The sequence below is a fragment of the Candidatus Margulisiibacteriota bacterium genome (genome assembly GCA_028715625.1).
Taxonomy (GTDB): Bacteria; Margulisbacteria; Riflemargulisbacteria; order GWF2-35-9; family GWF2-35-9; genus JAQURL01.
Map to the genome: position 1 here is coordinate 1 of JAQURL010000023.1, position 22,083 is coordinate 22,083.

Here is a 22,083-nt window from a genome sequence, read left to right on the forward strand (position 1 = left end):
CCCCGCCCTTTCTGATTAACTATCTGCAAAAAATGGACCGGACTAATAATTATTCCAATTATGAACCTTCATCATCAGACTCGCGGATGATTGCGGATTATATTGAAAGATTACCGGAGTTAAATAAAAAAGTTTTGACTGACCATGTGCTCGGGATATATTTCATTAATAATTACAGGGGAAGCGGCCTTACCGACTATATTCTGGAAAACCACAAAGTCCGTTATTTTATTCTCGTTTTTAATCCAGGTACCCTCACAACCGATGCTTCAGCCTGGCTGACCTATAAGGAAAATACCTGTTTTAAACCTGATAAAAATATACATATCGAAATTGATTGCGGCAAAACTTATACAGGTTTTATGTACATTCTGTTGCATGAAACCAGCCATATGGCTGATTATCTTTATCATTTTTCACCTTATGTCGAACCGGACCTCAGGTTACTGGAAAAAACCGGAAAAAATCCTCAAACTGCTTTTACCAAAGATATTTGGCAAAACTATACCCGGCCGGTTTCAAACTATCAATTGCCCTGGCAAAACCGGATACATTTCTATGATTCAGGGAAAAAGCCCAAATTGAGCAGTAAGCAAGCTTTAGCCATCTATAAAAAATTGCAGCAAACTCCTTTTGCTTCGCTTTACGGCAGTCAGAACTGGGCTGAGGATTTTGCCGAATTTATTACCTGGCACCATTGGACGCAAAAACTTGGCCAGCCCTATACCATCAAGTATTTCCAGAAAAATCTGCCGGTTTTTGCCTATGCTCCGCTTAGTTCTCCGTTAATTATACAAAGGTATAATAATTTTCCTGCAACTATTTAGAGTTCCCTTCGATAATTAGATTAATGTTTTATAAAGTAATCTCTAGCGTTGGACAATTAATTAGGGATATTGCTATCAGTAATGAAAGGTTTGAAATAACCTGGACAACTGATGCCAATCAGGGCCGTATGCAGCTTTTTGAAGACTATATCGGCGCTGATCCAGCCCGAGTAAGCGCTCTGACTTATAATTTTCTCAAGCATATTGATACTGAAAACACAGATGAATACAGCTGGGCCCTGGAATTTGTTATAGTGATTTCCGGCAAGTACCCCGAATTATTAAAACAATACCTTGAAGGTCTTAATAAATATTATTTAGAAAAAGAAAAAACTGAAAAATTAAATAATATTTATTACAACCTTATTGGTTACTCTGCGCAAACCCTGTTTGACAACAAACAGTATTGTTATATGATTGATCTTATCCGCGATTTGGCTGCTGCAGGTTTGAATTTCGACCTATTTACCAGCATTCTCCAGAGGTTCAACGACAGTTATGAAAAAATCCTTAACAATAAAATGCGGATCATCTCCAGCGGGCTTTCAGCTTTACCAAAACCAGAATATCACTCTATATTGCTGGATATAACCGCTTCGATAGAGCTGGAAATGTTACCGGTTACTGCCAAAAATATCTATAACTATTTATTTCCGGCATTCAACGAATTAGCTGTAAATGGTATAAATAGCCCCCATTATAATCTGATAAACAGAAGTCTTGGCAGATTGCTTGAGGAAAGCAGGAAGCCTGATAATTTTGCCTGGTATGGTATCAATTTTGAATCTTTTTCAAAGAATATAGAAAAATTATTGGCAGGTATGTCTGGGAATTACAGACAGGGTCTGCTAAATAACATTGATGATGCGCACAAACCATTCATAGCTCAATGCTTAAATAATATCAGCCATGAATGAACTGCAAACCAAAGCACAGCAAATAAAAAATCTCTGGTTACAGCGCTATGACAATTATAATGAAATGGTACCAGCTACAAAATATCTGAGAGACCGCGCAAAAATGGATAAGCTGTTTGACTACGCGGCAAATATGAACAGCAACGATATACTTGAACCGACAGAAGCAATACTGCTTGATGAATATTTGAAACAGCAGATAACCTGGTTCGGCCTTCAGACATATTGCAGTGAATATGATCTGGAAAAAGTCAAACATAGGATCGAAAAAACATCTGAACAGCTTACTGAAAAAAATTATAAAGAAACCTGTGCATCCTTAAATGAATCATTTAATACAAAAAATTCAGGACGACGTCCATTGCCGGTCATCATCGATGAAAGATGCAATTATGAAGACCATACCGAATATAAAAGATTTCATGAAGTAAAACTTGTCGGGCAGTATTTTCTGTTACAACTGGAAAAAAATCAGGATAAATATATTTTACTTAATCATGGGCCCATACGCACAAAACATTTTGAACATCTGGAACGAAAATTCAATATCAGTTCCGAAACAATTATGCAGGAACTTAAAGACAACCAACTGATTTGCGGCAATAAAATTAAGGATGGAATAGATATCCATTCTCAAAATTTCAGACTCAACCCTTTTCAAAATAATCACAAACTGCAAAGAGAAGTGTTGGTAGTGCTTAAAACATTTCAAAAAAAATATTCCATTGAAAGTTTTCTGGAAAAGTCTTATGAAAAACCTCTAAATTTCGGACATAAAGCAGGTTCACAGGCAGACTCGGCAAATCTTGTTCATTTTTATAAAACTCTGCAGGAATTCTTTCATTTATCAAAAGGGCTGGTACGATGCGATACACTGGAATTGACCGCGCCCTGCTATCCTAAAGTTGTTGTCGGCGAAAACACACTGGCGCTGATAAGTAATATTCTGGAACAAATAAAAAAATAAACTGCAACTTTTACTAAACTTCTTCTTCCAGTTCTTTCTTCAGTTTTGCTTTTTGACTGGATCTTTTTTTCTGTTTGTCTTTTTCTGAAAGCTGCACTGATGGCCTGAACTGCAAAAAACTATGTTCGGATTTAGCTTTAAGTTCTTTTATTTTTTCCAGCACTTCTTTCTTTTTTATTTTTTTCATACATGCATCTTCCTTTTGCAGTCATACGTCACCCTGAGCTTGCTTGCCTCGACGACTTGTCTCGGCGAAGCTTCAGCGAAGACGGAAGCTTTAGCGTAGGCGGGACGAAGGGGGGACTATTACGATTAGTCATACTTCGTCTAGCTCAGCATGACTCGACTCAACGACTACACGATTACACAATTCAACCTTAAATCTTAAGTCATCAACTTACCACTTACCACTTATCTCTTATTTCCTCCATCGGTTTCCCCAGATAAGTTATTCCCCTGACTCTTTCAATAAGCGGTTTATAAATATCAGGCAGTTCCTTGCCTGGTTCCAGGGTAGTGATTACTGTTTTGCCTACAATAAACCGCCCCTCCTGTCCTTCATTGTTTATAGTTTTAATACCCCACATATTATGCAGTACCAGCGGTTTGTTTTCATATGAACCTATATAGAGCATGATATGTCCTTTCAGCCAAACCAAAGTAAAAAACGGTACAGCTTTTTCCTGAATTATTTTTTCTTTTTCATCAGAGCTTACAACATTTATTTCCATATAATATCCGGCATTTGCTTGATAATTGCCATTTCGTGGCAGCCATATCCCGAAAGGCACAAACAGGTCTTTTATCAGCGATGCGCAATCCCGATCTTCATACATGTCACCCCAGCCATAAGGCTGCTCCATGACTCCGACGGCAAGTGAAGCGATATTTTTCTGACTAATCTTTTCGGGCTTTTTGACGGATACGGTTTTCAGAATCTTACCGGTTTTTATAATCGCGTTCCTGTTGGAGTCCGCGGCTGCATATAAGCAAGTATAATAATCGTTGTCCGGATGTCTGGCGTCAAACAACGAACCTAAAAACCCGAAAATGTTATTAATAATATCATAGGATATGTCAGGAAAAATACTGCCGATATTTGCATGCACACCATAACGATAGCCTGTATTGTAAATTGCACTGTTATCTTTTACTACAGCCAAAAACTTATTAAATTCCCAGCTACTGACGAACTCATCATCAACATAAGCGATATCATCTGCCGGTATCCAACCTAACGCGAAACTTGATTCAGCCAGCACCCAACTCCCATCGACTGACTGATGCGAGATATAAACAGGGGTGTTCACAGCTATTCCCGAGTTTTGCAGATTATCAAAAGGATACCCCTGACCCGCTTGATTAAAATCATCAAATAGCGGTCTGCTTGTTGGCAGCAATCTTAGGCTGGTGTTTCTCACGGTTATTGCTTTCCGTTTTGTGTTGGGATAATCCTGCAATCCGGCCAGTTTTTCCAATTGAAATACCCTCTCTATAGAATGTTTGAGCTTGTTTTCACCAAAACCAGGATCTGATTTATATCTGTTAATTATGCCCTGAATATCTGTTTTGGAATAATATGGCCTGTACTGATGCCAAGGGATAAAAAATATTTTATTAAATCTGCTGTTCCTGCTTACCTGTTCATCATCCGACAACAAAGCTTTATCAGCATCAGACGGATTAAGATAAAACAAAGGGTTTTGGGTAAGCGTTATCAAATCCTGCAAAATATTAAGCGAAACATTATTTTCACTATTCTCAGAAATCAATACAGGGCATTCATTTATTGAAGATAAAATATCAGAGCTGATATTTCCCGCGAATGACAATGTCCAGAACAAATAAAAACCTATGAGCAGGTTCACATAATAAAATTTTTTATTGATATTGCGCATTATCTTATTGTAGATGAATATTTCTTACAAGTTAAGCTTATAACCTAAACAAATTGTGTTACAGTATACTCGCACAAAATTGGGAATTCTGCCCCGCTGTAGCTCTATGCGAAGGCGGAAGGCTTATTCAAACATACGTCGAGCACTTGGCGACGCAAAGAACAAAGCTGAAAACCAATTTTGAAAGAGTATAATTGATCGCCGGTCAGTTTGTTTCTTTAAGAGCCAGTTCCCCCAGCTGTTTGACCTTGTTTACAGTATCAGTGATAATCTGAACGAATTTCTCACCTTCACCTGCGGAAACATAGTCAAAAACGCAACGTTCTAACTCAATGCCGTATTGCTTTAAAAGACAGCTAAGTATTTCATAACGTTGCCTGGCCCTGTAATTACCTTCTTTGTAATGACAATCTCCAGGATGGCAAGCCAGAATAATGACTCCGTCCGCGCCTTCCTGAAATGCCTTCAGAACGAACTGGGCATCCAGTCTGCCGGAACACATCACCTTCACAATCCTTACGTTCGGCGGGTATACCAGTTGGGCCGAACCTGCCTTGTCTGCCCCGGCATAAGAACACCAGTTACACAAAAATCCGACAATCTTCGGTTCAAAGCTATTAACCTGCATCTTATCTCCATCTCGTGTCATGTTGAGCTTGACGAAACATGACCGGACTAAACTTGGTCACCCTTCGTCAAGCTCAGGATGACTCCCACCCATCAACTCATTTACCCTTTTACCCCATCAACTCATCAACCCTTTAATTTCAGCAAAAATTTGTTCTAGTGTAAAATTATTTCCTTTTATAGCGCCAGCCGGACATGATGCTACACATGTTCCGCAACCCTGGCATAAAACAGCGTTAACAGTTGATTTTTTCTTTTCTTCATCAAACTGTACAGCCTTGTACGGACACACGCTGGCGCAAACCCTGCAACCAGCGCATTTTTCATCGATAACCGTTGCGGTTATGGGCTCTATTTCCAGCTGACGACCCGGGATTAGTCCGGATAAAATATATCCGGCCGAAGCCATACCCTGGGTCATGGACTGAGCAATATCTTTGGGCGACTGGCAAGAACCTGCCAGATAGACACCCTTTACTTTGCTGCTGGCGTTATCCGCGATACCGTGAAGTTCTTCAAAAAAACCTTCCTTGTCAGGATTAACTTCCAAAAGTTCAAGGAAGGATTTGCTATCTGAACTGGGAATAACAGCCGGAAGCAGAATAACCATATCGACATTTATCTCACCACTGTGTCCATCACAATCCTTATACTGAATTATTTTTGAAGAATGATTGTCAAAGACATTTATATCCTTAATATTTTTATATTTTATTAATATAGAGTCAGGGTTATGCATGGCTTTTTCATACAGGTTATAATTACTTTTCCCCGGAAATACAAACTGTCTGTACAAGTGAACAATCTTTGCACCATGGAGCTTCTGATGAATTTCATGATTATATTTAAAAGCAGACTGACAACATGTGCCTGAACAATAAGATTTATGCTCTTTATCAAGGCTTCCTACACAATGAATAATAGCTATGCTGCCAGGCAGTCCGCCATCTTGTAATTGTATTTTCCCACTGGTAGGACCTGTCGACGCCAGCATTCTTTCAAATTCCAGACTACTGATAACATCATTCATTTTTCCATATCCCAGATTGGGTAAACGGTTCAGATCATATAATCCTGAACCTACTGCTAAAAGAACAGCCCCGGCCTTTATATTCACAATTTCTTCCGTATCTTCGTAATTCACCGTACCTTCTATAGGGCAAACATCCCTGCAAGATGTACAATTCTCGCCTTTAGCTCTCAGACATACGGAATAATCGATATAGGTGGCATTGGGTAAAGCGCCGAAAAAAGTAAAATCAATTGCTTTTTTTTGATTCCTACCGAAATTTAAAGGGTTCTTGATGCTTATCGGACAAACATTAACACATTCACCGCAACCAATACATTTGTGAACCTGCACATAACGTGGATGTTTTTTAACCTGCAATATGAAATTGCCATAAAAACCTTTTACTTCGTGCAATTCAGAAGAAGTCATGATCTCAATGTTTTTTGCGTAATCACCATGAAAAATTTCGTGTTCCAAGGGCTCCAGCATACAAGGTCCGCATTCCATTTCGGGAAACAGTTCACCATATTGTACGGGTAAGCCACCAACCATTGGCGACTTTTCCACAATAGTTACTTTGCGATCAGCCTTGGCCAGAGTTAAAGCAGCTTTAAGCCCGGCCGGTCCGGCGCCGATAATGACTACATCCGTTGCCATACTCAGCTTTTGTTTGGTCAACGATTCCTGTAATCGTACCCTGCCTAATGCGCCTTTCAACATGCTTATTGCTTTTTGCGTAGCTTTTTCCCCGTCCTCAGTAACCCAGGCCAGTTGCTCTCTGAAGTTAACCATTTGCATTAAATAGGGGTTTATCCCAGCCTGACTTAGCGCATCCATAAATGTTTTTTCATGGTCTCTGGGTGAACATGCCGCGATAACTACTCTGTCCGGTCTTTTATTAAGCAGGCTGGAAATAAGGGCCTGTTGTCCGTCAAATGAACACATCAGATTTATACGTTCCACATATCCGACAAATTGCTGCAGCATTATTTCCTCGGTCACTTTTTGCAAATTGATTTTGTCGGAAATATTACCACCACACTCACATAAATAAATCCCGGTTTTCATCATCCTTGCCTCCTGTTAGTGCCGGGAACCGGTTCCATATTTGTTAAATTACCGACCAAGCCGTCTATTACTTGCTCTATTTCTTGTACTACCAGGGGAACGGCTTGTGATACTTGAGCTGTTAACATCTCGCTAAAGGTCCATATATCCTTAGCCTCAATTGCCCAAACTGATATTTTCTCCGGACATTTCAAACCGGAAATGCGGGCCAGTTCTAAAGCAGAAATCAAATCCAGATCATGTGAACAAGAGAGGTTCCTGCTAATAAAGGAAGTTTGTAAATCCGATTTGATTATTGTTCCAGGCTTATATTTATCTGTGACTATTGAGTCGACGATAATTGCCTGCTCATAGCCGATCAATTCATCCATAAGTCGCAATCCTCCGGCATACGCTTCTTTGATTATGACTTCAGAGTTAGCAGGTAACTTTTTTGCCAGTTCACGTACTGTTTTAATTCCTACACTATCGTCACTCATTACCGGATTACCAAGACCTACAACAACCAGTTTCATCAATCTCTCCTTATTTCCTGCAACAATTGTCCGCTATTGTTTTTCAGCGCTATATGTAATGGCATTTTCCCGGGCAAATTATGAGTAGCGCAGGAAAAACAGGGATCATACAAACGAAAGGCCATCTCAACTTTATTCAGAAGACCTTCATCAACAATACCGTTGTGAATAAACTTTTGAGCGGCTTTTTTAATAGACATGGCAATTGGCGCATAATTATTGGTAGTGCCGACTATCAAATTTGCTTTGGCAACTATACCTCTTTCATCTGTTAAATAATGATGGGTTAAAGTACCTCGTGGTGCTTCCACACAACCGATTCCCTCGCCTTTAACACCACTGGGAATAACCCTGACATCAGGGCAAGTGATTTCCTCATCTGTTGCCAATTCCAGCATGCGTTCTGCCGCGTAGAGTAGTTCAATAAGCCTTGCCCAATGCGTCGCCAGCCTGAAATGGATTGGTAAATAGCGACCGTTTACTTTTTTGCTACCTAAAGTTTCGTACATCTTTTCAAAATGTTCCTGGGCCAGAGGTGTGGCCATACTATCAGCTACGTTAAGTCTGGAAAGAGGTGTGGCGCAGTAAACTCCGCTACTCGCGCCATCAACAAAACCTTTCCAGCCGATATTTTTCAAATAAGGGAATTTCAAGTATGTCCAGGTCATTACTATTTCAGCTATATGCTGCCGGTAATCACACGGATGATATTTTACATATTCCTGACCGTTTGGAGCTACAATCCGCAACATACCATCGTAAAAATTTACTCTGTTACTATTGTCCACCAGACCCATGTAATATGTTTCATGCCGATAAGTATCGGAGGTGATAAGGTCTAGATATACAGAGTTTTTTAAAACAATCTCGTCAAAAGCTTTCAGGGTGAACAAAGCAAACTCAATATTGGCGCGCGCGGTTTTTTCAATACCCTGACGCTCTTCTTCATTAATCGCTTTACTCCAGCCTCCGGGAAGTCCGGCAGCAGGATGAATTCCACGACCGCCCAGCAACTTGATCACCTCATGATTTCGCTGACGACAGGCTATAACTTGTTTTCCTATATCAACCCCTACTTTTCTGATAACCCCCAGAATGTTGCGTTCGCCGGCAGGAGCATCCGGACCTACAATAAAATCAGGTCCGCCCAGAGCATAAAAATGTGTCGTATGATCGGTTACAAAAAATGAAGAATAAAAAAGTTCTCTGAGTTTTTTTGCCGCGGAATTGGGCACAACCTGAAAAAGATCATCTAAAGCTTTAGTCGCGGCCATATGATGAGCTTCAGGGCATACGCCGCAAATCCGGTTTGTGATCACCGGCATATCTTCTGCCGGACGACCTACTACAAACTGTTCAAATCCTCTGAGCTCGGGAATTTGCAGATACGCGTTTTCCACGTTTCCGTCATCATCAAGAAATATCTCTATTTTGCCATGACCTTCCAGCCTGGATATGGGATCAATGGTCACCTTTTTCATTTGACCCTCCTGTTCACCATAGCTTTGGCCATTCCGAATTTATAAAACGTTCCGGCACAATCCGGTATGTCTTTAAGAATATTCCTAATGTACTCAGTTATTTTATCTTCGGACATACCTTTTAACGGTTCTATATCAATAATACTTCCCAAAGCTGAAATCATTTTAGCGCCCTGGTCTTCCACACCTTCTGCTGCTCCATAGCAACCGATACAGGGCATGTTAACTTCCGGGCATAATCCTCCGCAACCTCCGCTGGTAGCTATGCCCATACAAATAAGGCCCTGCTCCAGAAGACAGGTTTTTTTATCAGGTATTATTTCCCAGGTCCGGCAAAATTTTTTGATTTTTTTATCATGTTTTATTCTTTTGCATTCTTCGCAGACTGTAGTTTTGCCAACACCTATCCGGCTTCCTTTTGGGGGAAGCGCGCCGCCGGAAAGAATAAAATCTAAAACATTAATTAGTTGTTCCGGTTCCGGTGGACAACCCGGCATATAATAATCAACGTCAACCACCTGGTCCAGTGATCTTACGGTTTCATACAGGGCGGGAAGAGTAAGCTGGCCTTCCTCAACATTGGTATAAATTTTTGGTGTTACTCTAAATGGATTGTCAACCGTTAAATTATCCATATAAATATTTTTAAAATGTTCTTCCGTTGAATAAAGATTACTGAGTGAAGGAATACCGCCGTCTTTGGAACACGCACCATATGCAATCAATATCCTGCTCTTTTTTCTTAGCAGTTGAGCCATTTCTTCATTATCGGAATTACGTATGGCGCCGTTAAAAAAAGTTATAAAAATATCTTTATCAGACATTTGTTCTATATCATGCAATTTTGTATCTACCAGACATGGACAAAATATCAGATTAAAATTTGCCTCAACATCCAGAAGTTTGTCATGAATATTTGCCAGAGAAATTTCACACCCTCCACAGGAGCTGGCCCAATACATAGCTATTTTCGGTTTTATTCCCATGAAAGGTTCCCCTCAGACTTTATCTGATTAAATGATAGCCGGATAGATTTTTTTATTCAATGATTTCAGAAAATTTAAACTTTGAAATCACTCTTCAATTTCCAAACTTAAAATTCGGAAATCCTTACCGGCGATGATAACAGAATCGGATATATTACATTTCTCACAAATATACCAGTTTTCTTTAAAATCCCAGGTGCTTTTACAACGATTGCATTGTACGACAGTTTTCTTGTGAATTATATTCAATTCAGCATCTTTTGCCACATCCGATTCCATAGTTACAGCCTCGAAACAAAGCTCCAGCGATTCGTCCACTATATCCAAATAATCTCCTACTTCTATATCCACGGACAATAATTTTTTATAATGCTTTTTTTTCATCTCTTCTTCGATTATGTTCCAGGCGGACATGATAACAGACATTTCGTGCATGAGGTAAGTATATAGAAAAGGATGAAAGGTGAAAAGCAAAAAGTGAATGGTCAAACGATAACACCTTTCACTACTCACTATTCACTATTCACGATTCACGATTCACGATTTATCATATTGCAATTAAAATATTTACTGTTTATACTAATAATTAATCATGTATCAAAATATGACTATTTATCAATTTCTGCAGCAGGGTGGCATGGTTTTATGGTTGCTGACCTTTTGTTCCATCCTTTCAATATCGGTAATCATTGAACGTCTGTTCGTATTTGGCATAATTAAAAGAAAAATAAAAAAACTGAACAGGGATTTACTGCCTAAACTAAAAAAAAATAAGATTAATGACTCCATAGATATTTGTGAAAAAAATAAATCTCTTGTCGGAGACATGTTTGCCCAGGCCATTGATAAGAAAGGTCAAACTAAAGACAAACTTGAGGAGCTTGTGCATCGCAAAGGTATAGCTCTTACTTTGCAACTGGAAAATAAGCTAAGCATATTGGCAACCCTGGGTAATATTACACCATTTATCGGTCTGTTCGGTACTGTCCTGGGGATAATTAAAACATTCAGAGGATTATCTCTGGCGCAAACCTATGCCGCCGGAATGGTAGCCAGCGGTATTGCGGAGGCATTGCTAAACACCGCTGCCGGATTATTCGTCGCTATACCAGCGGTCATAGCCTTTAATTATTTTACCCGCCAAACTTATGGCATATTACGTGGGCTGGAAATAACCAGCTCTGAAGTGATCGAACTTTTAACTGGAGGGAACGGGCCATCATCCACTTCCAACAAGACACCAAAAAATTAATATCTGAAATAAATATTATCCCTTTCACAGACATAGTTCTGGTCATTCTTGTCGTTTTTATTGTAGTCACACCTGTTCTGTTACAATCATCAATAAAAGTTAATCTTCCTTACATTGAAATGAAATCTCCTGTTTCCACCACAGATAAAATCCGGATTTCTGTTCAGGAAAATAATCAACTGGCTGTGAATGACGAACCTGTCAAAGATTTTGAGGCTTTGGATACCCTGTTAAAACAATTACTAGCTGTAAAAAAGCCAGTACTTATCTATGCTGACAAAAGTATTAATTACGGACTTGTGATAAAAGTAATGGATATTGCTCAGAAAAATGGAGCAGAAAAACTGGAACTCACGGCTAAAAATCAAAATGATGAAAAAGCTGATTAAATTTAGCTTATCTGGGCAATTTATCAGAAGAAGCATAAATTTTTTATTTTCTTTTATTCTAATTCTAACCGCGACCTCAGCAGACCTTGTCTCAAATTTCCTGACAGAGCAGATTACGCAGCAAAAAACCGGGACAATATTTGGAACTTCTTAAACTGCGGGATTGTTTCAAATTTAGAGGGGGATAATTTATTAAAGGGAGGCTGTTTGTATGAAAAAAAATATCAAAATTTTTATTAGTATTATCCTACTTGCGGTTTTACTTCTGATCGGGTATCTTGTCGCCAATTTCATCACAGTAAATAATACCATCAAATCAATGAAAGCCATCCCCTCCGGAATGGTAGAAGATGACATATATCTAATTAATAATCAGTTTGTCAGTTTTTACATAGTAAAAGGTACAACCGATAACTATATAGCAATAGACGCTGGTAACAATAATATTTTAAGCGCGGCAGCCATGAAAGAAAATAATCTGGATCCTAATAAAGTAATCGCAGTATTTCTTACTCATACCGACCCTGACCATACAGCCGGTATTTCTCTGTTTAAAAATGCATCCGTGTATATTTCCAAACAGGAAGAAGATTTGATCAATGGCAAAAAGAATCGAAAATTTTTTAAAAAAAATTCACTCGGGCATTCGTATCTGTTACTTTCAGACAATCAGGTGTTGGATATCGACAGGATAAAGATAAAATGCATATTAACACCGGGTCATACACTTGGTTCGATGTGCTACCTGATTAATGATAATTATCTGTTCGTGGGTGATACTTTAAGTTTGATAAATGGTAAAATAGGAGTATTTGATCCATTTTTTAATATGGATACAAAAACACTTAAAAAATCCATTAAAAAAATTGCGACAATACCGAATGTAAAAATAATTTTTACCGCACATTATGGCTTTACCGAGCAACAGTTAACCCCCAAAATAGCTAAGGGTATTGCTGGCTCGTTGAATTAACAAATTCTTGGCAGTTGCGCCCCGGTGAGCATATGCACAATGCGATGCCCACCTGCATTTGTTTTCAGGGTAACTGTTCCTGGTGTCTCTTTGACGACTTCACCAATAACAGCCGCATGTTTACCTAAAGTATCTTTTTTCATGATATTCATAATTGCCTCAGTATCTTTTGTAGAAACAACCATAACAACTTTTCCTTCGTTAGCCACATATAGCGGATCAAAACCCAAAAGCTCAGATATACCCTTTACTTGCTCTTTGACCGGGATATCCGGTTCGTATAGCTTAATACCAAAGGTTCTTTTCTCTACACATTCACATAGTACCGAAGCCAGCCCTCCCCGAGTGGCGTCTCTCATAAATTTGATATCCGGGCAGACAACCAAAATCTTTTGGATCAAATGGTTCAAGGACGCACAATCTGACTTTATTTTTGTATCAAATTGAAAACCATGGCGCTGCATCATGACCGCTAATCCGTGTTCAGCGATGCTTCCATTAATAATAATTTTATCGCCAACTTTAATATTTTTACCGATAGCTATTTTACTGCTATTTTTATGTAGTATGCCAATTCCTGTCGTATTAATAAATAGTTTATCGCAACTTCCTTTTTCCACGACTTTGGTATCGCCTGTTACTATTTTTATCCCTGCATTTTTTGCTTCGGTTGCCATGGATTTAACAATTATTTCCAAGTCCTTTAAAGGAAATCCCTCTTCGATAATAAAACCACAACTAATGTACAAGGGAGTAGCGCCAACCACAGCCAAATCATTAACTGTTCCGCATACTGCCAGCTTGCCTATATTACCTCCCGGGAAAAAAACAGGATTAACCACATAGCTGTCCGTTGTCATGGCCAATTCTTTTTCAGGAACTTTTAATAAAGCTGAATCTGTAAGAATAGCTTGTTTGCCCGTGTTAAAATATTTCAGAAAAATATTTCTAATTAAATCTTGAGAAAGCAGCCCGCCGCTGCCATGGTCGAGCAGCACATAATTAATCATTTTTATCCTTATCTTTATCCTGCGCTCTTTCCACAAGAATCGTACATTCAGTGAGCAGAGCTGCCACAGCCCCAACAGCTGCGAGGGCTGGAGCAAGCATCGCACCTACTACACCCACAGTTAAAGGTAAAGTGATGATTATGTGCCCTTCCCGATCTTTAATTGTAATCTTGCGGATATTACCCTCATGGATCAATTCTTTAATCTTCTTAAGCAGCATATCACCGTTAATTTTATATTCTTCTTTATTTTGTTCGCTCATAAGCCACCTCCAGAAATTGGTCATATTGTAACACAATTATTATCTTCAGCTAATCAGTTTAAAAACATGTTTCAGGCAACAAACCATACTTATTGCCGATATATTTATATACTCGTGAAAAATATTATGAAATACAAAATCATCTCTTTTACAGGATCACCAAAACCACCTATAAAATATTTAGAAGATTTAGCAGATAAACATCCATTTCTAAAACCTTGTGTAGCTTATATTATGAAAAATCCTTTAGAAATTATGAGACGCAACAAAGATTATCACCAATTCTATCCTCATAAAATTATGGAAAAACTGATTTTTTTGTACAACGAAATAAAACTTTTACATAGGGACCAGAATATAGACGCAGATGAACGAATTCAGAAAGAATTAATGATAATCGGGGATCTGCGAAACTTATTTAAACAATATAACTTCTACCCGTATGAACATTCCTTTAGTGAAACAGCACCGGAGACCTGGGTTGCTTATTGTCATATTAATTGCGCTGTATTGAACCTTTCGGTTCACATAGTTACTAAAAACGCTTTTCTGAACATAAAGGAAGCCAGAGAATTGTTATTGGAAATTGCCAAAGTGTTAATGTTCGATCGTCAAACAAAAGCTCATTGCGTAAATCATAGTCTGGCGAGCGCTTTGTCTATTGTATATCCTCTTATGGACGATAATTTGAAAGAAAATTTCATGGCACGAATAAATAAAATTATGTCAATTAATTCATTAACAGAACACGAAAGTGTAATTTTCCTGCTATATTCAATAATAAAATTTTACGGTTACAAGACTGTATCTGCCAAACCGGATTCTTTATCTGAGGAAGAACAGGGATTATGTGATTCGCTTAAAAGAAAGTATGAATTAGACAAAGAAGCTGAAGGCGGTTCTTATCTGAATCCGGAAAGTTGTATGGGATTTTTACTAAACAATATTACTGATTTCCTGCGCATCGCTAAAAAAATATTCCAATAATTATTTTGAAATTTCTTTACTAGGCAATCGATATATAGATGTTATCAACAGGAGGTCATTATGAAAACAAAAATAATCGCTGAAAAATCCAAACAATTATTCAATCAATTATTGGAGATGAGTAAAGGATATAAATTCAATAAAAAACCGCAAGAACAGGCAGAATCGATAGGAACAGCTGTCAAATTGCTTAAGGCTAATAAATCTTTAAACCTTTATGATCTGGTTAAACAGCTCACAGATAAAGCGATTATAGAATATGACGTCAGGGGCTTTCTTGTAGATTTGATTGCTGCCCTATCAAACAAAAATCAATTTGAGGTTATAAATATTATTATTAACGAAAAGGAAAAACTGATCCGTTATCCTTATCTGGACAGGCACACAATCAATAAGAATTATGAATATATCAAAAACATGTCTATTCTAAAATTTAATACCACCTCACTTAAATATCTGTTGAGCGCGGACATTTTTACCAGAGAATGCCTACACGAATGGTTCCTGAAGACTTACAGCGATTATTCAATTCACAACAATCATTCCGGTCTGTTAGATACTTTTTTTACCAAAGCTATAAAAAGCGGAATTATGGATATAGCAACAATTTTTAATGAAGCTGTAAAAGAAACTGCCCCTGATTATCGAACCAAACAACTTATAGAAAATATTATTAATAACTATATTAAGGGTAAATACAAAGCAGAAGTTATTAATAACATATTTAAACATAAAAATTCCAAATTAAACAGGACGATTGCCGAGACTTTGAAAAATTTAAAACCTTCGGACATACTTAGTATTCTGCATAGTATGGTTAACGCGCCCGAAATTAAACCTGAAATAAAAAAACAAATGGTCCTCTTTTTCTTCGAACCGAATATGGGAAAGCTCAGCCTGCCAACTTCTCACGGTAAACTGATAGTGCTAAAAGATAATGAAGAGGTTTTTGACAAACACGGCGGTTGTCCATAAACTAAAAAAATGCAAAAATTTAAGATCATCGCTTATAATACTAACGTGGCTGGTCTGAAGAATATCGCTTTTGTTTTTATAAAACCTCATGCTGCCGCGAACAACGCTGCGCAGGAATTTATTGAACAGTCCCTTGCTAAAAAAGGTATTAATATCCTGAGCTCCGATACCATCTCGGGAAAAGAGATCAGACAGAAAAATATCATTGACCGGCATTATTCGGAGATATCTAAAAAATCCGCTGTAAAACCTGCTGATCTGGAAATATCGTCGGAAGTAAAAACAAAATTTGCTGATATCTTTCAAGCAAACTGGGATAAAGCCATTACTCAAAAGCAAATGATTAACGGGTTTGAATTCATGAAACTGCTTAATATTGACGCGAAACAGCTTAATGAGCTCTGGGAAAAAGCGGAACGTCATAAAATTGGAAGCGGCTTGTATGCTATTGAATATTTACACCGGGGACAAAAACTTTATGTGCTTAATGGTTTTTACCCGGCCATGCAGGCAAAATATACAAACGAAGACAGTCAGGTTAGATATTATATAGTCAGCTTTCCGCAAACCGGCTGGCAGGAGTTTCGTAAGCTCATCGGGAGCACCGACCCTCAAAAAGCTGACCTTAACTCTATCAGAGGATATTTTCAGCAGCATCAGGATGATTACGGTCTTATGGTTACCAACCAGGACAATGTGGTACATGCCAGCGCATCTGCTCTGGAAGCCATGCAGGAACTTATGATCTGGCAAAACATTCAACCGCAGGAACATCCGCTGGGCAATGCTTTGCTGGAAAACGGGTTAACTCAGGAAGACCTGGAATACTTTCAAACTAATCCGGTCATATCATATAAAGGAGAAAAAACCAATTTATGGAATATTCTTGAGGACAGGAACACAACTGATGCTCTGGATATTATATTGGAAGCATATAGCTATTATATGACCGATAAGATCGAAGCGGAACCCGCTGTTTACACCAAAAAATTTCTGGGCTTTACAGAAAAATTGCAGACGGAAATTGTTGGCCTGCTCTTTGAAAAATTCGGCAATCAATCTGTAGCTGCACTGTTTAAAGAAATTGCCCTTATACATGTGCAAAATCCTCTGATTAACGAAGAAGTTCTGCTTGCGTCCAAATCTCCAAGACGGCAATATCTGCTGGAACAAATGGGTGTAAAATTTATTTCTCTGGAATCTTCTTCCAGCGAACATAAACCCGCGGTTTGCACAAATTTTAATAATATTACCAAAACCGTTGCCGCGATGAAATTGCTCCCCTTTTTAAAAAACAAAGATTTAAAACAGCAAATAATCTTAACATCTGACACTCTTTTATACCTGCATGATAAATCTGTTGTAGGTAAAGCCGAAGGAAAAACCAAAGCAGAGCAGTTAAAAGCAGCTGAAAAAATTTTATATTCGCTGATGGGCAAAGAACACAGGGTATGTTCAAGCGTAGTAGTCTTTGACGCCTCAAAAATGGCAATGTACATCAGTTCTGTTCAAACCAGAATTATTTATAAAAAATTAGATTCCTCCACCGATGAGTTGTTAAAAAAATATATCAGTCTGGCACTGGATGATGAGCTTAAAAACCGCGGACCGCTGGGCAAGGCAGGAGCATATGGCTTGCAGGAACCTGAGATTCTTCAGCTTATGGAAAAAGTTATCGGAGATCCCTTCACTGTTATTGGCCTGCCTGTCAGAAAAACCGAAACAATGTTAAAAAAATGCGGAATAAAGCTCAAGGAAATAAAACCTGCTGATCTTTATCAGTCTATCTGGGGTATTTGGGATAAGCAAAAATACTATACGTTGAATGACCGCCAGGTAAATCTGCTGGATTTGGCCTTCAAAATTATTGAATAAAAAACGTTTTTTTCACGATAAATTTATATGCCCGCAAAAATTATTTCTTTAAATAATTCTATTAAACCGATTAACTCTGCAGAACTGGGTATTTCCACTGAAGACCTGCCTAACCTTGATAAACCGATTAAGCTGACGGCTGGCAAAATGCTGGGGCAGAGGAAAATCAATTTACTCAAAAAAGATTATCCTGATTTATACAATATTTTGTTTGATGTGGAAAACGCAACCAAACTGTTGAAGATCGCTTCTCAATTAAGAATGAAATTTGATTTTGACAAATACAGACCACAGGGCTGGCAAGACCCGCTGGAATACGCCGTTGCAAACAGTTTATACCTGCATCTGGGTGCTGATATTTATATTACTCCGGTAACCGAGTCCTATCGCCGCCACACTTTATTTGTAATGAACGCTGCCAAACAAATCAGCTTTGCGCTGGAAATAAAAATCCCCGGCGAACTGGACGACCGAAGAAATATTTCTCACAAAAATTTTGAAATCGCTGAAAAAATAACGGGTGACCCTGCTACTCAGATAGTCAAACCTTTATTTTTTGAAGCTCTGCCAAAAGGACAATATAGTCTGTACAAACAAACATTTAATTATAACTGGAACGAACCGCTGGGAATTATGGGCTACGAATATGTTCAGGGCAGACGACTGTATAATCTGGGAGAAGTCGGCCTGAAGAGCTTGTTCCTCAGCATTGCCAGCAGTTATAAAAATATAAAAAAATTTTATGACGATCTGGCTGAACAGGCAGTAAAAATTATCCAAAATATCCATCAGGCCGGTTTTATCTGTCAGAATAACGAAGGCACGGACCTGCATACGGAAAACTTTAAAATATTTATAGAAAATGGAAAAGCCAGGCTTTTCTTTGTTTCAGATACAGGAGCCTTTCATGAACCGCCGCTATTCAGCCCTGAGACTTATTTCGGTCTGGATGTAAGGAATTTTGCGCTGTCTCTGCAGGTGTTAATACCTGACCTGGATATTAAAAAATTTGAAGAAAAATATAAAAAGACGTAATAAATCCTACCAGCCTTTTTAAATGTTTAGAAATTTTGAAACCGGGCATATATATAAATGAAACAAAGATAGTATAGGTGTATTTGGGGGTATGGGTTGGTCCGCTTGTCGGAAATCCGCTAAATGCCAGTGATTCTGGCGTTTTCCCAAAAAAATTAAACACCATACGCATTAAGAAACGGACTTTTTATATGCGTTTTGGGCTCAAATTACTGACAGTAATTTTCTTTACTGCATTTAGTTACGGTGAGATCATCGGCGGTTATGCAAGTGATTATCTGGACTATGGAGTTGGGGCCAGAGCCGCTGCCATGGGTAAAGCTGCCCGGACTATAATGAGCGATGCCACAGCCGGCTACTGGAACAGCGCCAGCCTGGCTAAAGTGAAGCAAAGCAGTATAACCTATATGAACATCTCTTTGCTTGATGATGTAAGCTACATACACGCAGGTATGGCATTTCCTTTAGGCAAATCACAAACAATCGCTATCAATTACATCGGCCTTAATGTTGCAGGCATTGAAATGCATAATGGCAATCAACCTTCAGCTACAGCCGATAAAATATTCAGTGCCGGAGCCGGATCGATAATGATGAGCTATGGCTGGGAGATCAATAAATCTTTCAGTGTAGGTTGTACAGGTAAGTACGGTTTTCGCAATATAGACCAGAGTAATGACAGCGTGCTCAGTTGTGATCTTGGTTTTCTTATGAATATCAACACTATTAAAGTAGGCGGTAATATAAGAAATCTGCTTTCCATAGTTGGCGGAGATACTTCCAATCAATATGAATTAGACCTGGATTTGGGAATAAGCGGTAAAATAACCGACAAACTGCTCCTGACCATCGACAGTGCCCGCTTGCTCAGAGGTACAGCCTACTATGCGGGACTGGAGTATTTATTTATTGAAAGTAATTCCTTAAACTGCTCACTGCGCGGAGGTATAAATTCATCAGAAATAAGCGCAGGTTTTGGGCTGCAAGTTTATTGTGTTTCTTTTGATTATGCCTGTATCATTAATAATATTGGTACGCAACATCAAGTAGCGTTCAGTTATGATCTGGGGGCTTTTTAATGAAGAAAAAACAGCTTATGCTTATACTACTATGCGGGTTTATCTTTGGCGGGCAAGCGCAGAATTTTAAATCCACAAATATTTCCGGACTGAACAGTTATAAAGGGGGTTCCAATACTTTCCAGGCCCAAACCAGATTTTCCGAAACCTTGTCAGACGTAAAGCAGGATAATAATTATTTGAACCTGGACCTGGCCAATGAAATACTTTTTAAATCAAAACATAACGAATTCCCTTCTGTAATAAATATAACAGTATCACCGTCGTACCTGATACTGGGGCAGGACCTGATCATGGATATTGAGCTCAGCGAAGCATTGCAGGACTGGGCATCGCTTGTTAAAGACTTAAATCCTGTAAAAAGCTGGGCAAGAAACAATCATATTTATGTCCAGTGCCGACCTCTGGACATCTTTGACGGCACAACCAACCTGCTTTTAACGCTTCTCGATTACGGGCAAAACCAGAAAATTTATTATTCGTCATTAAATATTATTGTGGATGACGGACTTAACCCCGTACCCTATGAACTTTTAGAAACCGGCATAGCAGATGAGGTACATACGGGCAGTCAAATTAACCAGGGTGTTGTATTCAATATGCAGGCCAGGCATAATGAATATGTTTTAAAAAATATAAAATTTTCCATAAATCCTGAATTTGATTTTACCCAGATTAATAATATCGCACTTTATACTGTGTCCGGCAACAATAACGAACTGCTGGGAAAGATTGAAATTCCGCAGGGATACGAATTCACTCTCAATGTAAAAAGCCAACAAATCATAGACCTTGTTCCAAAAAAATATATGCTCGGCTTTGATCTGGCCGACAGCACGGTTTCAGGTTCGTTAAAATTAACCATAACCTCCATTTTAACCCGAAAGCTTACTGGTAATATGTCTGAACATATCACCACTGCAAATATGTCCGGTAAAGAGTTGTCTGTAGTGCCAAAAAGCAAACCTATAATTACAGAATCGGAAGTTTATCCGTTTGTAGGGAAATCTCAGCAAATCGAGCCTGATGTGGTTTATCTGGACCCCTTGAAACAACAGTTAAAATTTCGTTATTCAGTAGTCAACGCGGATAGCGGCAAAACCGTGAGAGACTGGGAAGAAATAAACGTTAAGTCTCAGGCTTTATCCGAAACAAACGGACAGCAGAAATTGTATAGCCTGCCCACAAAATTACCGCTGGAGCATAATCAGCATTATCAGCTCATCTATGAACTGGTCGGTGTATCCACCAGCAAACGAATAAGCAGTAATATCTTTTTGGCGGACCTCACTCCACCCTTAAAGCCTTCATCTGTTTTGTTGCAGCCAATTGTAAATCAAAATTTGCAGCAGGTAGATAATAATCTGACACTGGATTTTATGTTCAACGCATCTTCAGCGCTGGACCCGGAAAGCGGACTCGCCAGCTACAGGATAATGATGAAATCCTCAAAAAATCCCTACTGGAAAAATATCTATGAAGATAATGTTATTACAGCAGAGGTGCAGACAGTTCCACTGTCCTTACCCAAAGATGATTCTTATACCTTTAAAGTAGCGCTGAAAAATAAAGCAGGTGACTGGGGAGATTTCAGCGAAGAATACTCCTTCAATAATACTCAGGCTGACGAACTGGTAAAAGTGCTTTTCAACGCTCCCAATCCTTTTGACAGCCGCAAGGAAAATACAACCATCTATTATACCCTTGGCAGTCAGGCTAGCGTGGAAATTGATATTTACAGCCTGTTCGGCTACTTCATAAAAAAATGGAATTTCACGGCCACTGAACTGGGGACAGCCGGAGATCATATTCTGGTCTGGGACGGAACCAATGTTAACGGAATGAAGGTGGCCAAGGGGGTTTATATTTTGATACTTAAAGCTACGGATAGCGCAGGCAAAACGCAAACCAAAAAATATAAGTTAGCGGTAGTCAGTTAAAGGAAATT

General features: G+C 38.7%; 22 protein-coding genes. 12 read left to right on the forward strand and 10 right to left on the reverse strand.

Annotation, left to right across the window (positions count from 1 at the left end):
- The 3 genes from PHV30_05100 to PHV30_05110 all read left to right on the forward strand — a co-directional run.
- Positions 1-827: hypothetical protein (locus PHV30_05100; GenBank protein ID MDD5456393.1), on the forward strand; the 827-nt coding region annotated here is incomplete at its 5' end.
- A gap of 23 nt (positions 828-850) precedes the next feature.
- The gene (locus PHV30_05105) at positions 851-1,744 is read left to right on the forward strand and encodes a hypothetical protein (protein ID MDD5456394.1); all 894 of its coding nucleotides are present in this window, start codon (positions 851-853) and stop codon (positions 1,742-1,744) included.
- Positions 1,737-2,711: a hypothetical protein gene (locus tag PHV30_05110; GenBank protein ID MDD5456395.1), complete on the forward strand. Its 975-nt coding sequence runs from the start codon at positions 1,737-1,739 to the stop codon at positions 2,709-2,711. The genes PHV30_05105 and PHV30_05110 overlap by 8 nt, the downstream gene beginning before the upstream one ends.
- Positions 2,712-2,724: 13 nt before the next feature.
- On the opposite strand, the gene PHV30_05115 is transcribed toward PHV30_05110, so the two are convergent.
- From PHV30_05115 to PHV30_05150, 8 genes are all read right to left on the reverse strand, one after another.
- The gene (locus PHV30_05115; protein ID MDD5456396.1) at positions 2,725-2,898 is read right to left on the reverse strand and encodes a hypothetical protein; all 174 of its coding nucleotides are present in this window, start codon (positions 2,896-2,898) and stop codon (positions 2,725-2,727) included.
- A gap of 217 nt (positions 2,899-3,115) precedes the next feature.
- Entirely contained in the window at positions 3,116-4,609 is a 1,494-nt protein-coding gene (locus tag PHV30_05120; protein ID MDD5456397.1) for an SH3 domain-containing protein, read from the reverse strand.
- Between the two features lie 205 nt (positions 4,610-4,814).
- Positions 4,815-5,237, reverse strand: coding sequence for a hydrogenase iron-sulfur subunit (locus tag PHV30_05125; GenBank protein ID MDD5456398.1), 423 nt, complete (start codon positions 5,235-5,237; stop codon positions 4,815-4,817).
- 117 nt (positions 5,238-5,354) lie between these two features.
- A complete protein-coding gene (locus PHV30_05130) occupies positions 5,355-7,319 on the reverse strand; it encodes a CoB--CoM heterodisulfide reductase iron-sulfur subunit A family protein (GenBank protein ID MDD5456399.1) in 1,965 nt (654 codons plus the stop codon).
- Positions 7,316-7,831: a hydrogenase maturation protease gene (locus tag PHV30_05135; GenBank protein ID MDD5456400.1), complete on the reverse strand. Its 516-nt coding sequence runs from the start codon at positions 7,829-7,831 to the stop codon at positions 7,316-7,318. The genes PHV30_05130 and PHV30_05135 overlap by 4 nt, the downstream gene beginning before the upstream one ends.
- Positions 7,831-9,312 carry a Ni/Fe hydrogenase subunit alpha gene (locus PHV30_05140; GenBank protein ID MDD5456401.1) on the reverse strand — a complete coding sequence of 494 codons (1,482 nt, stop codon included), beginning with the start codon at positions 9,310-9,312 and terminating at the stop codon, positions 7,831-7,833. The genes PHV30_05135 and PHV30_05140 overlap by 1 nt, the downstream gene beginning before the upstream one ends.
- Positions 9,309-10,298: a hypothetical protein gene (locus PHV30_05145; protein MDD5456402.1), complete on the reverse strand. Its 990-nt coding sequence runs from the start codon at positions 10,296-10,298 to the stop codon at positions 9,309-9,311. Before PHV30_05145 ends, PHV30_05140 begins: the two co-directional genes overlap by 4 nt.
- Before the next feature lie 87 nt (positions 10,299-10,385).
- Positions 10,386-10,733, reverse strand: a complete 348-nt coding sequence (locus tag PHV30_05150) for a hydrogenase maturation nickel metallochaperone HypA (GenBank protein MDD5456403.1) — start codon at positions 10,731-10,733, stop codon at positions 10,386-10,388.
- Between the two features lie 169 nt (positions 10,734-10,902).
- On the opposite strand from PHV30_05150, the gene PHV30_05155 reads away from it, so the two are divergent.
- The 3 genes from PHV30_05155 (at position 10,903) to PHV30_05165 (ending at position 12,912) form a co-directional block, all read left to right on the forward strand.
- Complete coding sequence (locus tag PHV30_05155; GenBank protein ID MDD5456404.1) at positions 10,903-11,550, forward strand: MotA/TolQ/ExbB proton channel family protein; 648 nt, start codon at positions 10,903-10,905, stop codon at positions 11,548-11,550.
- 44 nt (positions 11,551-11,594) lie between these two features.
- Positions 11,595-11,939 carry a biopolymer transporter ExbD gene (locus tag PHV30_05160; protein MDD5456405.1) on the forward strand — a complete coding sequence of 115 codons (345 nt, stop codon included), beginning with the start codon at positions 11,595-11,597 and terminating at the stop codon, positions 11,937-11,939.
- Positions 11,940-12,150: 211 nt separating this feature from the next.
- Complete coding sequence (locus tag PHV30_05165; protein ID MDD5456406.1) at positions 12,151-12,912, forward strand: MBL fold metallo-hydrolase; 762 nt, start codon at positions 12,151-12,153, stop codon at positions 12,910-12,912.
- On the opposite strand, the gene hypE is transcribed toward PHV30_05165, so the two are convergent.
- Positions 12,909-13,922: a hydrogenase expression/formation protein HypE gene (gene hypE, locus PHV30_05170; protein ID MDD5456407.1), complete on the reverse strand. Its 1,014-nt coding sequence runs from the start codon at positions 13,920-13,922 to the stop codon at positions 12,909-12,911. The two genes, PHV30_05165 and hypE, sit on opposite strands and share 4 nt — an antisense overlap.
- Complete coding sequence (locus tag PHV30_05175) at positions 13,915-14,184, reverse strand: DUF4342 domain-containing protein (GenBank protein MDD5456408.1); 270 nt, start codon at positions 14,182-14,184, stop codon at positions 13,915-13,917. The genes hypE and PHV30_05175 overlap by 8 nt, the downstream gene beginning before the upstream one ends.
- 126 nt (positions 14,185-14,310) lie before the next feature.
- Here PHV30_05175 and PHV30_05180 point away from each other — a divergent pair, with 126 nt between their 5' ends.
- From PHV30_05180 to PHV30_05205, 6 genes are all read left to right on the forward strand, one after another.
- Positions 14,311-15,171 carry a hypothetical protein gene (locus PHV30_05180; protein ID MDD5456409.1) on the forward strand — a complete coding sequence of 287 codons (861 nt, stop codon included), beginning with the start codon at positions 14,311-14,313 and terminating at the stop codon, positions 15,169-15,171.
- A 60-nt stretch (positions 15,172-15,231) separates the two neighbouring features.
- Complete coding sequence (locus PHV30_05185; protein ID MDD5456410.1) at positions 15,232-16,146, forward strand: hypothetical protein; 915 nt, start codon at positions 15,232-15,234, stop codon at positions 16,144-16,146.
- A gap of 9 nt (positions 16,147-16,155) precedes the next feature.
- Positions 16,156-18,021: a Maf family protein gene (locus PHV30_05190; protein ID MDD5456411.1), complete on the forward strand. Its 1,866-nt coding sequence runs from the start codon at positions 16,156-16,158 to the stop codon at positions 18,019-18,021.
- 27 nt (positions 18,022-18,048) lie between these two features.
- Positions 18,049-19,056, forward strand: a complete 1,008-nt coding sequence (locus PHV30_05195; GenBank protein ID MDD5456412.1) for a hypothetical protein — start codon at positions 18,049-18,051, stop codon at positions 19,054-19,056.
- Positions 19,057-19,247: 191 nt separating this feature from the next.
- On the forward strand, positions 19,248-20,135 hold the full coding sequence (locus PHV30_05200) for a hypothetical protein (protein ID MDD5456413.1): 888 nt from the start codon (positions 19,248-19,250) through the stop codon (positions 20,133-20,135).
- Positions 20,135-22,075 (forward strand): hypothetical protein, encoded by a 1,941-nt coding sequence (locus PHV30_05205; protein ID MDD5456414.1) that lies wholly within the window; start codon positions 20,135-20,137, stop codon positions 22,073-22,075. Before PHV30_05200 ends, PHV30_05205 begins: the two co-directional genes overlap by 1 nt.
- The last annotated feature ends 8 nt before the right edge of the window (positions 22,076-22,083 follow it).

Bases quoted from the DNA above. Each gene is read 5' to 3' on its own strand.
- PHV30_05130 (MDD5456399.1), bottom strand. From the start codon at position 7,319: ATGATGAAAACCGGGATTTATTTATGTGAGTGTGGTGGTAATATTTCC.
- PHV30_05175 (MDD5456408.1), bottom strand. From the start codon at position 14,184: ATGAGCGAACAAAATAAAGAAGAATATAAAATTAACGGTGATATGCTG.
- PHV30_05155 (MDD5456404.1), top strand. From the start codon at position 10,903: ATGACTATTTATCAATTTCTGCAGCAGGGTGGCATGGTTTTATGGTTG.
- PHV30_05120 (MDD5456397.1), bottom strand. From the start codon at position 4,609: ATGCGCAATATCAATAAAAAATTTTATTATGTGAACCTGCTCATAGGT.
- PHV30_05110 (MDD5456395.1), top strand. From the start codon at position 1,737: ATGAATGAACTGCAAACCAAAGCACAGCAAATAAAAAATCTCTGGTTA.
- PHV30_05185 (MDD5456410.1), top strand. From the start codon at position 15,232: ATGAAAACAAAAATAATCGCTGAAAAATCCAAACAATTATTCAATCAA.
- PHV30_05205 (MDD5456414.1), top strand. From the start codon at position 20,135: ATGAAGAAAAAACAGCTTATGCTTATACTACTATGCGGGTTTATCTTT.
- PHV30_05115 (MDD5456396.1), bottom strand. From the start codon at position 2,898: ATGAAAAAAATAAAAAAGAAAGAAGTGCTGGAAAAAATAAAAGAACTT.
- PHV30_05135 (MDD5456400.1), bottom strand. From the start codon at position 7,831: ATGAAACTGGTTGTTGTAGGTCTTGGTAATCCGGTAATGAGTGACGAT.
- PHV30_05180 (MDD5456409.1), top strand. From the start codon at position 14,311: ATGAAATACAAAATCATCTCTTTTACAGGATCACCAAAACCACCTATA.
- PHV30_05190 (MDD5456411.1), top strand. From the start codon at position 16,156: ATGCAAAAATTTAAGATCATCGCTTATAATACTAACGTGGCTGGTCTG.
- hypE (MDD5456407.1), bottom strand. From the start codon at position 13,922: ATGATTAATTATGTGCTGCTCGACCATGGCAGCGGCGGGCTGCTTTCT.
- PHV30_05150 (MDD5456403.1), bottom strand. From the start codon at position 10,733: ATGCACGAAATGTCTGTTATCATGTCCGCCTGGAACATAATCGAAGAA.
- PHV30_05200 (MDD5456413.1), top strand. From the start codon at position 19,248: ATGCGTTTTGGGCTCAAATTACTGACAGTAATTTTCTTTACTGCATTT.
- PHV30_05145 (MDD5456402.1), bottom strand. From the start codon at position 10,298: ATGGGAATAAAACCGAAAATAGCTATGTATTGGGCCAGCTCCTGTGGA.
- PHV30_05125 (MDD5456398.1), bottom strand. From the start codon at position 5,237: ATGCAGGTTAATAGCTTTGAACCGAAGATTGTCGGATTTTTGTGTAAC.
- PHV30_05195 (MDD5456412.1), top strand. From the start codon at position 18,049: ATGCCCGCAAAAATTATTTCTTTAAATAATTCTATTAAACCGATTAAC.
- PHV30_05140 (MDD5456401.1), bottom strand. From the start codon at position 9,312: ATGAAAAAGGTGACCATTGATCCCATATCCAGGCTGGAAGGTCATGGC.
- PHV30_05165 (MDD5456406.1), top strand. From the start codon at position 12,151: ATGAAAAAAAATATCAAAATTTTTATTAGTATTATCCTACTTGCGGTT.
- PHV30_05105 (MDD5456394.1), top strand. From the start codon at position 851: ATGTTTTATAAAGTAATCTCTAGCGTTGGACAATTAATTAGGGATATT.